Here is a 12,214-nt window from a genome sequence, read left to right as displayed (position 1 = left end):
CATAATAACACCACCATTCTATAATCATTATACTACGCAAAATAAAAACCCTGTAAAACAGGGTCACGAAATAAATATCCTTTTTTTATCGTGTCCTTTTTACAGGGTCCATTTTACTCTATCAAGAGGCTCTTTTTTTTACATTAAAGTTAAAATATATACTTATAAAAATTTCTATAATTTCATTGTACGATAAATATGTGCTATAATAGTGTAAGGAGGATTTCAATATGAAAAACGTTATTATAAATGGTAAAGTGATTTTAGAAGATTCTATTAAAGAATTAAATGTATTTTTTGAAAATGGAAAGATTACAGAAGTCAGTAACCGTGTACCTACTGATGAAACAGTAATAGATGCAAAGGGCTTATATGTTGCGCCTGGTATGATTGATGTGCATACTCATGGACGTAATGGTAGCGATACAATGTATGCAACTTTCAAAGATTTAAATAATATTTCTGTATCAGAATTAAAGACAGGTGTAACTAGCTTTTTACCTACAACTATGACTATGCCAGCTGAAGATATTAAAAAGGCTATTGCAGCAGGCTATGATAATAAGGATAAGGTAGAAGGTGCTAAGATCTTAGGTATGCACCTAGAAGGACCTTTCTTTAGTGTGAAATATAAAGGTGCTCAGCCAGAAGAATGTATGATTGCACCTACTGTAGAAAACTACTTATCTTTTGCAGGTGACCATCCTGATTTTGTAAAGAAGATTTCTTTAGCACCTGAAATTGAAGGTGCAGTAGATCTGATTAAATATTTAAGAGAACAGAACGTTGTTGTTTCTATGGGACATACTGATGCGACTTATGAAGAAGCAGTGAAAGCTATTGAAGCAGGTGCTACTTCAGGTACTCATACTTATAATGCGATGACTCCTTTAAAACATAGAGAACCAGGAGTTGTAGGTGCTGTAATGCTTCATGATGAAGTATATGCAGAACTTATTCTTGATGGTATTCATGTATCATTCCCAGCAGCTAAGATTTTATCTAAGATGAAAGGTGCAGATAAATTAATTTTAATTACGGACTCATTAGAGGCTGCTATGCTTCCAGATGGCACTTATGAATTAGGTAATCAGAAGGTTTATGTAAAGGATGGTCAGGCGCGCTTGAAGTCAGGCAACCTTGCTGGTTCTACTGCAAACCTTAATCAGTGTGTAAGAAATGCTTATAAACATCTTGATTTGCCATTATATGAAGCTATTGGTTATGCGACTAAGAATCCTGCAGATCATCTAGGTTTAAAGGATTATGGACGTATTAAAGAAGGATGCGTAGCTGATTTGATTCTTATTGATGATGAAATCGATATTAAGAGAGTCATTTTAAATGGTGAAACTAAAATCGGAGGGTAGATATGATTACAATTAAAAATGATTATTTAGAAGCACAATTTGATCCTAAAGGTGCTGAAATCTCAAAGCTGATTGGGATGCAGGATGGACTTAACTATATGTGGAAGCAGGATCCATGCTTATGGGGACATAGTGCGCCTGTACTTTTCCCAATTGTAGGTGCATTAAAGAATGGAACATGTCGTATTGATGGTAAGGAATATCATATGAATCAGCATGGTTTCTCTAGAAATACTGAATATGAAGTATATGAACATGATGATACACATGTAGTGTTCCATTTATCTTCTAGTGATGAAATCAAGAAAATGTATCCTTATGAATTTGATTTATATGTGACTTATACATTAGTAGACAATAAATTAAAAGCTGAATTTAGAGTAGAAAATCATAATGAAGATGTGATCTATTTCCAGATTGGTGGTCATCCAGCATTTGCCTGCCCATTTATTGAAGGCGAAGATGCGAATGATTATTATATTGAATTTGAACAGAATGAAACAGTAAATCAGAAAATTATTGATGTAGAAAGAAAAGGTATGTCTCATGAAACAAAACGTTTATTTGATAATGAACGTCATTTCTTTGTGCGTCAGGCTATGTTTGATAATGATGCAGTTGTAGTGCCTCATTTTAAATCTCGCTATGTTTCATTAAAGTCACTTACTAATAATAAGAGCTTAAACTTCTATATGAAGGGCTTTGATCATTTAGGACTTTGGACAAGCAAGCATGTGGGTGGTTTACTTGCTATTGAACCTTGGGTTGGACATACTGACTATGTTGACTTTGAAGGAGATTTTAAAGATAAAGAAAGTGCTGTAGCACTTAAGAAGGGTGAAACATTTAATTGCGAATTTGCAGTTGAAATTTTCCAGTAAGAAGACAAGAAATTGTCTTCTTTTTTTATCATTGTATTTACGTTCTATAGATGAGAATGTTATAATTTTTAAATAGGAGGCAGTTTGTATGAAGAAGTTGTTGGTGGTTTTGCTTTGTTTATTTATGACGGCATGTGGAACAAAGACAAAAGATTCAGATATTTCAGATAGCATATTAAAAAAATACAAAGAAGATTTGTCATATATCAAAAAAGCCAAGAAATTCGATGATATTTCTGATAAAATGAATATAAAATTGTATTATACGGAAATAAATGAAGGATATCGATATGAATTAGTCATTGATGAACCAAAAGAGAACATGTACAATATTAAGGCTATTTCATATAGTTCATCATGTTTAGATGATTATCAGCCGACTATTGGATATTTTGATAAAGAAACTTATTCTATGGTTCCTGGAGTCGTTGATAAAAAGAAGAATATTTATAAGGGTATTTCTTTGTCAGGTAGGGTAAAGAAGAAAGACTCGCTTAAGGTTTTTGTTCATTATGATCAAAATGAATCAGATTCTGATGAAAGTTATAGCTATTGTTTTGAGGTGAAGAATGAGAATTGATAAATTATTAGCACATTGTGGATATGGCTCAAGAAAAGATGTGAAGCAGCTTTTAAAGGATGGAGTTGTTGTTTCTAATGGTAAGAAGATTAAATCATCAGGGGCTCATGTTGATCCTGAAAAAGACGAGATTTATGTAGATGGTGAAAAGATTGTTTATTCAAAGTATGTTTATTATATGTTGAATAAGCCAGATGGTTATGTGAGTGCAACAGAAGATAATCTTTATCCTACGGTTATTGATTTGATTAAAGAATACCATCCTGGACTATTCCCAGTAGGAAGACTTGATGTAGATACAGAAGGTCTCTTGCTTATCACTAATGATGGGCAACTAGCACATCGTCTCCTTTCTCCTAGAACACATGTTCCAAAGACTTATTATGTTAAAGTGAAGGGAAGACTTGGAATAGGTGATATCAATGCATTTACTAAAGGTATTCCTTTAGAAGATTTCACATGTATGCCAGCTTTTTTGAATATTATTAAGAGCGATGAAATTAGTGAGTGTGAAGTGACTATTTATGAAGGCAAGTTTCATCAGGTTAAAAGAATGTTTCAAGCGTGTGGTAAAGAGGTTGTTTATTTGAAGCGTATCAGCATGGGAGAACTTAAACTTGATGAGAGTCTTAAATTAGGTCATTACAGACCACTTACAGATGAGGAAATTAATAGCATACTATAACGTTTTATGATATAATAACAATGATATGGAGGTTTTATGAGATTAAGAAATAATCCTGATGCGATGCCTTTTTTACAAGAGCATGCAGATTTAGTTTTTATTAATCCACGTGACCACTTAGGTAAGTGGCATGAGGTATTCGGAAATAACAATCCTATTGCGATTGAGATTGGAATGGGAAAAGGTGATTTCATTATCGAAAATGCGAGAAGAAATCAAGATATCAACTTTATTGGTATTGAAAAATATTCAACAGTTCTAACTATTGCGGTAAAGAAATTCTTAGAGATGGAAACTTTACCAAATCTTCGCTTTATGAAGGAAGATGCAGCAGTATTAGGTGAAGTATTTGCAGAAGGTGAGATTGATACAGTTTATTTAAACTTCAGTGATCCTTGGCCTAAAAAGAGACATTCAAAGAGAAGATTGACTTATTCTTCATTCTTGGATGTTTATAAGAGTATTTTAAAGGATGAAGGTCATTTGATTTTTAAGACAGATAACCGTCCATTCTTTGAATTCTCACTTGTTTCTATGAACAATTATGGAGCACGTTTCCATGATGTATGTTTAGATCTTCATCATAGTGAAGGATATGAAGATAATGTGATGACTGAATATGAAAAGAAGTTCTCACCATTTGGTCCTATTTATAGAATCGATATTGATTTTGGTGATATGAATGGATAAGCTCATTCAATTGCATTCTTTAGAAGAGTTTAAAGAAGCTATCCAGAATAAATGTATTATCGTATTTTCTACAGATTGGTGTCCAGATTGTCTTTATATGAAAACCTATATAGAACATGTTGTTGAAAACAATCCAGCATATCAATTCTATTATGTGAATCGTGACGATATGCTTGATTTATGTATTGAATTAAATATCTTAGGTATTCCTTCTTTTATCGCATATGATAAGGGACAGGAACTAGGACGATTGGTATCGAAATTAAGAAAGACAGAGGAGGAAGTTCAGTCTTTCATTGATTCAATTTAAAAAAGAAAGTGTGGGTTGAATATGAAAATTACAGATTGGATTATGGGTAAAGATATGGATTTTGAAGATACTGTAAAGAAAGAGGAGCCACCACATGTGGATCCTGTGATTGAACAGCGTCGTAAAGAAAAGTTCAGTGAACCTATGATTTATAACGAAGAAAAAAAAGTTGAAGAACAAAAGGTCGAAGTAAAGGTTCCTGTAGTAAAGAAAAAAGAAGAACCTAAAAAGCCTAAAAAGCAAGAATATGTTATGAGTCAGATCATCTCTCCAATGAACGGAGTGCAGGAATCTAATAACCCTGTGCCACAAAAAAAGCCAGCAGTTAAGAAAAAAATAAAAAGACGTGAGGATGATGTGGTACAGGTATTAAGTCCTTTTTATGGTGCTCAAGGAATTGAGGAAGAAAAGCCTGTTGTGAAAAAGGCAAAGAAGGTAGAGAAAGTAGTCAAGAAGGAAAGCAGTGAAGTGATTGATTCTGTAGAAAACCGCTTGAAGAATTTATCTACTTTAACACTTGAATCACAAGAAGACCTCAAAATTGTTGAAGAGAGAACTGGTAAGTTCAAACATGACACGGAGAATGAAGATCCTTTGATTGAAGAAATCAATGATGATATGAGCTATGATGAACTCATGAATCTTTATGAAAAGAAGTTTGAAGATTAATGGGAATTGGTGTTGATATCGTTGAACTTTCTCGCTTAGATATTGAGAATGAAAGATTTGTCCGTCATATTCTGTCAGATGAAGAATATGAGATATTTCAATCATTTCCTACCGAAAAGCGTAAGAGAGAGTATCTAGGTGGTCGTTTTGCAGCCAAGGAAGCTTATCTGAAAGCAAATCACCTAGGTATTGGTGGTATTTCATTTCATGATATTGTCATTTTGAATCATGAAGACGGAAGTCCTTATCTCAATGATGAGGATGCAGACATTTCTATTGCACATGATGGCGGCATTGCGATCGCTTTTGTAAATAAGAAATAATTTTATTTAACCCGTATTCACCTTCTTCTTAAAACAAGTCTTTTGGAGGAGGTGATTTTTATATGTATAATCAAGTATTTCTTGTGGGTAGACTTGCTCAGATGCCTGATTATGAAATTATCAATAATTATCGAAAGGATGCTTTAATCCATATTATGGTTTATCGTCCTTTTGATGAAGTGAAAGGATGTAGGGATTATGATTTGGTTCCTATTATCTTATGGAGAGGTTTAGCGGAAATGATTAATGATACATGTCATGTTGGCAGTGTCATTGCAGTAAAAGGAAGATTAAATGATCTTGAAGACAAGCCCGATTATCAAGGATATCGTGTCATGTCTGTACGTGCAGAGTCTTTCGAGGTTCTTGATGAGAAGATCAAAGAACTTCAGAAACCGCTGACTATGTAGAAATAAGGAGGTTTATTTATGGTTGATCAGTCACTTATTAGAAACTTTTCAATTATCGCACATATTGACCATGGTAAGAGTACCCTTGCCGATAGAATTTTACAATTAACTGGCACAGTAGCTGATCGTGATATGAAGGATCAGTTACTTGATGATATGGAACTTGAAAGAGAGCGTGGTATTACAATCAAGTTAAATGCAGTATCTCTTTCATATACTGCAAAAGATGGTAAGACTTATCTTTTGCATCTTATTGATACACCGGGCCATGTTGATTTCTCTTATGAAGTATCACGTTCTCTTGCAGCCTGCGAAGGAGCTATTCTTGTAGTAGATGCGGCTCAGGGTGTAGAAGCACAGACTCTTGCGAATGTTTATCTTGCACTAGATAATAATTTAGAGATTCTTCCTGTTATTAATAAAATTGATCTTCCTAGTGCAGATCCTGATAGGGTTGCAGAAGAAGTAGAAGATTTAATTGGTCTTCCTGCAGATGATGCACCTCGTATTTCAGCTAAGACAGGCTTAAATGTTGACCAGGTACTAGAAGAAGTTGTAACTAAGATTCCTGCACCGAGTGGTGATATTAATAACCCTACACAGGCTTTAATTTTTGACTCTTTCTATGATGCATATAGAGGTGTCATTATTCTTGTATGTGTTAAGGAAGGTAAGATTAGAGTAGGGGATCACATTCATTTTATGGCAAGTGATGCTGATTACGAAGTTGTAGAATGTGGTGTACATACGCCTCGTGAAGTGAAAAAGGATGAACTAGTAACAGGCGAAGTAGGATGGATTGCAGCAAGTATCAAGTCTATATCTGATGTTCATGTAGGTGATACAGTTACTACTTTAGAAAATAAAGCAGAAGAACCATTACCTGGATATAGACGTATGAACCCAATGGTTTATTGTGGTCTTTATCCTATTGATAATGCTAAATATAAAGATTTACGTGAAGCACTTGAAAAGATTGCGTTAAGTGACTCTTCGCTTGTTTATGAACCTGAAACATCTCAGGCTTTAGGATTTGGTTTCCGTTGTGGATTCCTTGGATTATTACATATGGATGTTATTGAAGAAAGACTAGAAAGAGAATTTGGTCTTGATTTAATTGCGACAGCACCATCTGTAATCTATAACGTTTATTTAAGTGATGGTTCTATGATTGAAATAGATAACCCAGCTTTATTGCCAGATCCAACAACAATTACACGTATTGAAGAGCCTTATGTACGTGCAGCAATTATGACACCTGATGAATTTATTGGTCCTATTATGGAATTATGTCAGAACAAGCGTGGAGAATATGTAGATATTGAATATCTTGATGATACAAGAAGAAATGTTATTTATTATATTCCACTATCAGAAATTGTTTATGATTTCTTTGATAAATTAAAATCATGTACTCGTGGCTATGCTTCATTTGATTATGAATTACATGGTTATCGTGCAAGTAATTTAACAAAGATGGATATTCTTTTAAATGGGGAAGTAGTCGATGCATTATCTTCTATTGTTCATAAAGATTTTGCGTATGATCGAGGAAGAATTATCTGTGAGAAATTAAAGACTATTATTCCAAGACAGCAATTCGAGATTCCGGTTCAGGCAGCTATTCAGGGACGTGTTATTGCTCGTACTAATATTAAGGCAATTAGAAAGAATGTCCTTGCAAAGTGTTATGGTGGGGATATTTCACGTAAGAAGAAACTTCTTGAAAAACAGAAAGAAGGTAAAAAGCGTATGAAGGCTGTAGGAAGTGTAGAAATTCCACAAGAAGCATTCATGGCTATTTTATCTGTGGATGATGAATAGGCAGAGTTATTTCTGCCTTTCTTTGTTTTTTCACACATTTGATTTTCTCTAATTAATTGAAATGAAAAGAATATACATATATAATATGAGAGAAAAAAGGTGGGATTTGATTGTTTAGTAATAGACCGATAAAGTTTATTGGGCGAAAAGAAGCCCAGGAACAGGAACGTAATCAATTAGATAATGTAGTTGCACGTCGTTTCTATATTATTATTGGCGTCGTTATTGTGATAGCAAGCATTTTTGCATTAAGACTTTTTTATATGCAGGTCAATAAGTCTGACTTTTATTCAGCAAAGCTAGAACAATATAGTACAAATACATTTGAAGTCGATGCATTACGTGGTGAAATAGTAGATAGAAACTATAATAAGCTTGTATATAATGAGAATGTAGTATGTGCAACTTATTATGCAGTCAAAGGAATTAAGGATGATGAAATTAAATCAATGGTTAATTTCTTGACTAAGAATTGTAATATTGATATTTCTAGCGTGACTGAGAGAGAAAAGAAAGACTATCTGATCATGAAGGATAAGAAGTTTGCAAAATCTCTTGTGTCAGAGGCAGAGAAGAAGGCTCTTGCGACAAATGATGATGGAGATACTGAGTATTATAATTTACAGCTTAAACGAATCACAAAGAGTGTATTAGAAAAGCACTTAAGTGATGATGATGTACGTTATTATAAGCTTTATTATACAATTAAGAATTGTAAGAATGGTTCTGCAGTACTTCTTGAAAATATCAGCTATCAGGAAGCAAGTGTTATTGGTGAAAACAATGACTTATTAAGAGGTATTCAGGTCACAAGTGATTGGAAACGTGCTTATACTGATGAGTCTACTTTAAAGAGTACACTAGGGAAGGTAACAACTAAGAAACAAGGGTTACCTGCTACATTAAAGGATGAGCTTCTTGCATTAGATTATAGTAATGACTCACGTGTAGGTACTTCAGGGCTTGAAAGACAGTATGAAGATATTTTAAGTGGTAATAAGTCAGTGATGACTTTAAAGTATGCAAGTGATGGAACACCAATAGTCAAAACAAAGAAACAGGGCAGCAGTGGTGAGAATATTCAGTTAACGATTGACTGGGATATTCAGTCACAATTGACTCAGATGGTAGAACAGTGTCTTTATAGTCATAGAGCAGAAAGATATCAGCAGCATATCTATTGTATAGTGATGGAACCTAAGACAGGTGATATTATTGCGTTAGTTGGTAAGGAATACAATAAGGAGAAGACACCTTATGAGATGAAGGATGCGACTTATCTTACTTATACAGGTGCTTATCGTATTGGTTCTACTATGAAGGGGGCTGTTATTTATGCTTGCTTCAAGAATAACATTATTAAAGCCAACCATTATGAAGCAGATACATCTGAAGGTTTAAAGATTGCTGGTACTAAAGCTAAGCATTCTTGGAATAAGAGTGGTTTTGGTAATATCAATGAAGTACAGGCGTTGGCTTATTCTTCTAATATTTATATGATGAAGATTATCATCAAGCTTGCTGGTGGTCATTATCAGTATGATAAACCAATTCATATTGATAAGAGTGCCTTTACTAAATTAAGAAATGCAGCAGGAGAATTAGGTTTAGGTGTTAAGACTGGTATTGATTTACCTTATGAAGCAGCGACTGGTCCTCGTGAAGAAGAAGATACTGCTGGTAAGCTTCTTGACTTCTCTATTGGTCAGTATGATACATATACACCACTACAGCTTGCTGTATATGCGTCTACTCTAGCAAATAAAGGTGTTAAAGTGCAGCCACATCTTTATAAGAGTTCTTATAAGACAGATACATCTGGCAATATTGTGACTCTTAATACACATAAGAAGCATATTATGGATGATGTCTCAGAAGGCAATGAAGATGCATTTAATCAGATTCAGGCTGGTATGAAGGCCGTAGTTACCTATGGTACTGCTGCAGGTTCTTTTGCTGGTTTCCAGTATGATGTTTCTGGTAAATCAGGTACTGCAGAAGACTATACGCATACAGGTAATGTCGACCATCCTAACCATTTGTTTATATCATATGGTCCTAGTAAGGATCCACAGGTTGTAGTAGCTGTTCTTGAAGAAAGATTAAAGGGTGCAAATGATGCGCCAAGTATTGCGAAAAAAGCATTTAGTCTCTATTTTGAAAAATATGGCTACAATAATTAAAAAAGAACTAGTAATTTATGAATTTATATGATAATATATTGAAGCAAACTTATTTGGAGGTGTAATATTCATGAGAGATAATATTATCTTAAAGTGTACAGAATGTGGTGAAGAAAACTATATCAACACAAAGAATAAAAAGAGTCATCCTGAAAGGGTTGAATTTAAAAAGTATTGTCCAAGATGTAACAAGAAAACTGTTCATAAGGAAAAGAAATAAGCCACAAGGCTTATTTTTTTTATACAGGGAGGAAATTGTATGATTAAAAGAATAGTAGTAGGTCCTATTCAAGAGAATTGTTATATTGTGAGTTCTGGGTCAAGTTGTGTTATTATTGATCCTGGAGATGAACCAAAGCGTATTATTGAAGAAGTAGCACAGCGAGATATTAAAGGAATTCTTATTACACATGGCCATTATGATCATATTGGCGCAGTAAATGAATTAAGAGATTATTATCATACAAATGTCTATGCAACTAAAGATGCAAAAGATATGATGCTTGACTGGGATGAGAATTTATCAGTGATGCTTGGTGGAGAGAAGTATATTGTTGATGGTGTTAAAGCAATTAAAGATAGTATCACTTTAGGTGAAATGAAGTTTGAAATATATGAAACACCGGGACATGCAAAGGGAAGCTGTCTCTATTACTATGAAAATGCATTATTTACAGGTGATACACTATTTAAAGGCGGCTGTGGAAGAGTTGATTTTCCTACAGGAGATAAGTTCTCTTTATTAAAATCTTTATCTCGTATAAAGAATCTTGAGTTAGATGCAGATGTATATCCTGGCCATGGACCAGAGTCAACTCTCTCTTTTGAAAAGAAAAATAACCCATTTTTGTCTTTTTAAGGTAAAAACGGTGTTGTTTAAAGTGAAATATAAAGAATATAAATATTTAGGTATATAATGTTTTTGAAGTGGATTAAAACTATATGATTTTCCCTCATGTATATGAGTTCTACATTCTCGTTGTCCATTTCAATTGTCCTCTATGCCCTGAAATAGAGGACTTTTTTTGTTGGCAATTAATGCGCTTTCAATTATAATAAATGATGGAGGTTTAAAAGATGAAGAAGTTAATACGTATAATTCTTGCTTTGGCTATAGGTTCTACTCTTATTGGATGTTCTTCTAAGTCAGGAGGTACTATTGATTTAACGAGTAATATTAAAGTATCAATCAAAGGGTTTAATGGAAAAGGAGAAGTTTATATCGATAATAATACAAAGTACGATAAAACGAATTCAGACATTAGAGACTTCGTAGCTGATATAGAATATACTTTAGAGAATGGAGTAAATGGTGCTCTTTCTAATGGTGATGAAATTACTATTAAAGCGAAATATTCTCAATCTAAGGCAAAAGATTTAGGCTTGACTATTAAGAATCCAACTAAGAAGGTTAAGGTATCTGGACTAAAAGATTTATTAACTGGCTATTATGATTGTGAAATCAAAGTAAAGAACTATGGTTCAATTAAATTAAAGTTAGATGCGAATATTGCACCTATTACAGTGAGCAACTTCGTAGGTCTTGCGAATGATGGTTTCTATAATGGGTTAACATTCCATCGTATTATTAAAGGATTCATGATTCAGGGCGGTGACCCTAATGGTGATGGTACTGGAGGATCTAAACAGACAATTAAAGGTGAATTCACTGCAAATGGTGTTGATAATCCTTTAAAGCATATAAGAGGTGTTATTTCAATGGCTAGAAGTCAGTCATATGATAGTGCGAGCAGTCAGTTTTTTATTATGCATGAAGATACACCTTCATTAGATGGTCAATATGCAGCATTTGGCTGTGCTTATTCAGGTATGGATATTGTTGATAAGATTTGTGATGACGTAAAGACAGAAGACAGCAATGGAACTGTTTCTAAAAAGAACCAGCCAGTCATTGAAAGCATTACATGTACAAAGATTCAGTAATTTTCACTGAATCTTTTTTTATTTTATGAGAAAAATGGGATTCAAATATGTATGTAATAGTAGGAGGTTATTTTATGGATGAACTATTTGAAACCATTTTTTTCAAAGCTCTGAAGGCAGACTCTACAGATATTCATTTTAAGCTGACAGATCATTTGAGTATTCAATTCAGAGTATTTGGAGAGTTACAGCCCTATCAGGAATATGAAAAGACAACAGGGGCTAAAAGTGTGAAACAAAAATCAATCAAAACGTATAAAAAAAGACAAACTTAAAAACAAGTTTGAATAATTTAGAAAAAATAGAATAGTTGAATTTTATGGTTTAGTTAATTTAGAAACGTCA

At 33.6% G+C, this 12,214-nt stretch carries 15 protein-coding genes; all 15 read left to right on the top strand.

Features of this window, described 5'->3' with window-relative positions:
• Positions 1-230: 230 nt before the first annotated feature.
• The 15 genes from nagA to H8909_RS11250 all read left to right on the top strand — a co-directional run bounded on the left by nagA (position 231) and on the right by H8909_RS11250 (position 12,144).
• The gene (gene nagA / locus H8909_RS11320) at positions 231-1,370 is read left to right on the top strand and encodes an N-acetylglucosamine-6-phosphate deacetylase (RefSeq protein WP_187012904.1); all 1,140 of its coding nucleotides are present in this window, start codon (positions 231-233) and stop codon (positions 1,368-1,370) included.
• Between the two features lie 2 nt (positions 1,371-1,372).
• The gene (locus H8909_RS11315) at positions 1,373-2,251 is read left to right on the top strand and encodes an aldose 1-epimerase family protein (protein ID WP_187012903.1); all 879 of its coding nucleotides are present in this window, start codon (positions 1,373-1,375) and stop codon (positions 2,249-2,251) included.
• Between the two features lie 88 nt (positions 2,252-2,339).
• Positions 2,340-2,831 (top strand): hypothetical protein, encoded by a 492-nt coding sequence (locus H8909_RS11310; RefSeq protein WP_187012902.1) that lies wholly within the window; start codon positions 2,340-2,342, stop codon positions 2,829-2,831.
• Entirely contained in the window at positions 2,821-3,516 is a 696-nt protein-coding gene (locus H8909_RS11305; protein WP_117458051.1) for a pseudouridine synthase, read from the top strand. The genes H8909_RS11310 and H8909_RS11305 overlap by 11 nt, the downstream gene beginning before the upstream one ends.
• A 36-nt stretch (positions 3,517-3,552) precedes the next feature.
• The gene (gene trmB, locus H8909_RS11300; RefSeq protein ID WP_187012901.1) at positions 3,553-4,206 is read left to right on the top strand and encodes a tRNA (guanosine(46)-N7)-methyltransferase TrmB; all 654 of its coding nucleotides are present in this window, start codon (positions 3,553-3,555) and stop codon (positions 4,204-4,206) included.
• A complete protein-coding gene (locus H8909_RS11295; RefSeq protein ID WP_022424344.1) occupies positions 4,199-4,516 on the top strand; it encodes a thioredoxin family protein in 318 nt (105 codons plus the stop codon). The genes trmB and H8909_RS11295 overlap by 8 nt, the downstream gene beginning before the upstream one ends.
• Positions 4,517-4,537: 21 nt before the next feature.
• Positions 4,538-5,185, top strand: a complete 648-nt coding sequence (locus H8909_RS11290; RefSeq protein WP_226793570.1) for a hypothetical protein — start codon at positions 4,538-4,540, stop codon at positions 5,183-5,185.
• Complete coding sequence (acpS, locus tag H8909_RS11285) at positions 5,185-5,508, top strand: holo-ACP synthase (protein WP_117458049.1); 324 nt, start codon at positions 5,185-5,187, stop codon at positions 5,506-5,508. Before H8909_RS11290 ends, acpS begins: the two co-directional genes overlap by 1 nt.
• Positions 5,509-5,570: 62 nt before the next feature.
• A complete protein-coding gene (locus H8909_RS11280; RefSeq protein WP_187012900.1) occupies positions 5,571-5,918 on the top strand; it encodes a single-stranded DNA-binding protein in 348 nt (115 codons plus the stop codon).
• Positions 5,919-5,936: 18 nt separating this feature from the next.
• Positions 5,937-7,742: a translation elongation factor 4 gene (gene lepA / locus H8909_RS11275; protein WP_117458048.1), complete on the top strand. Its 1,806-nt coding sequence runs from the start codon at positions 5,937-5,939 to the stop codon at positions 7,740-7,742.
• 110 nt (positions 7,743-7,852) lie between these two features.
• Positions 7,853-9,925 (top strand): peptidoglycan D,D-transpeptidase FtsI family protein, encoded by a 2,073-nt coding sequence (locus tag H8909_RS11270; protein WP_187012899.1) that lies wholly within the window; start codon positions 7,853-7,855, stop codon positions 9,923-9,925.
• Positions 9,926-9,995: 70 nt separating this feature from the next.
• On the top strand, positions 9,996-10,145 hold the full coding sequence (gene rpmG / locus H8909_RS11265) for a 50S ribosomal protein L33 (protein WP_006506678.1): 150 nt from the start codon (positions 9,996-9,998) through the stop codon (positions 10,143-10,145).
• Positions 10,146-10,184: 39 nt separating this feature from the next.
• Complete coding sequence (locus tag H8909_RS11260; protein WP_187012898.1) at positions 10,185-10,784, top strand: MBL fold metallo-hydrolase; 600 nt, start codon at positions 10,185-10,187, stop codon at positions 10,782-10,784.
• A gap of 218 nt (positions 10,785-11,002) precedes the next feature.
• Positions 11,003-11,869: a peptidylprolyl isomerase gene (locus tag H8909_RS13885; RefSeq protein ID WP_187012897.1), complete on the top strand. Its 867-nt coding sequence runs from the start codon at positions 11,003-11,005 to the stop codon at positions 11,867-11,869.
• 74 nt (positions 11,870-11,943) lie between these two features.
• Complete coding sequence (locus tag H8909_RS11250; RefSeq protein ID WP_187012896.1) at positions 11,944-12,144, top strand: hypothetical protein; 201 nt, start codon at positions 11,944-11,946, stop codon at positions 12,142-12,144.
• Positions 12,145-12,214: the final 70 nt, after the last annotated feature.

Source organism: Catenibacterium faecis, assembly GCF_014306455.1.
Taxonomy (GTDB): domain Bacteria; phylum Bacillota_I; class Bacilli_A; order Erysipelotrichales; family Coprobacillaceae; genus Catenibacterium; species Catenibacterium mitsuoka_A.
The sequence above is the reverse complement of the archived record's forward strand: the minus strand, read 5'-3'. Positions and strand labels throughout refer to the sequence as shown.

Coding starts and splice junctions, on each gene's coding strand:
- nagA (WP_187012904.1), top strand. CDS start 231: ATGAAAAACGTTATTATAAATGGTAAAGTGATTTTAGAAGATTCTATT.
- H8909_RS11315 (WP_187012903.1), top strand. CDS start 1,373: ATGATTACAATTAAAAATGATTATTTAGAAGCACAATTTGATCCTAAA.
- H8909_RS11310 (WP_187012902.1), top strand. CDS start 2,340: ATGAAGAAGTTGTTGGTGGTTTTGCTTTGTTTATTTATGACGGCATGT.
- H8909_RS11305 (WP_117458051.1), top strand. CDS start 2,821: ATGAGAATTGATAAATTATTAGCACATTGTGGATATGGCTCAAGAAAA.
- trmB (WP_187012901.1), top strand. CDS start 3,553: ATGAGATTAAGAAATAATCCTGATGCGATGCCTTTTTTACAAGAGCAT.
- H8909_RS11295 (WP_022424344.1), top strand. CDS start 4,199: ATGGATAAGCTCATTCAATTGCATTCTTTAGAAGAGTTTAAAGAAGCT.
- H8909_RS11290 (WP_226793570.1), top strand. CDS start 4,538: ATGAAAATTACAGATTGGATTATGGGTAAAGATATGGATTTTGAAGAT.
- acpS (WP_117458049.1), top strand. CDS start 5,185: ATGGGAATTGGTGTTGATATCGTTGAACTTTCTCGCTTAGATATTGAG.
- H8909_RS11280 (WP_187012900.1), top strand. CDS start 5,571: ATGTATAATCAAGTATTTCTTGTGGGTAGACTTGCTCAGATGCCTGAT.
- lepA (WP_117458048.1), top strand. CDS start 5,937: ATGGTTGATCAGTCACTTATTAGAAACTTTTCAATTATCGCACATATT.
- rpmG (WP_006506678.1), top strand. CDS start 9,996: ATGAGAGATAATATTATCTTAAAGTGTACAGAATGTGGTGAAGAAAAC.
- H8909_RS11260 (WP_187012898.1), top strand. CDS start 10,185: ATGATTAAAAGAATAGTAGTAGGTCCTATTCAAGAGAATTGTTATATT.
- H8909_RS13885 (WP_187012897.1), top strand. CDS start 11,003: ATGAAGAAGTTAATACGTATAATTCTTGCTTTGGCTATAGGTTCTACT.
- H8909_RS11250 (WP_187012896.1), top strand. CDS start 11,944: ATGGATGAACTATTTGAAACCATTTTTTTCAAAGCTCTGAAGGCAGAC.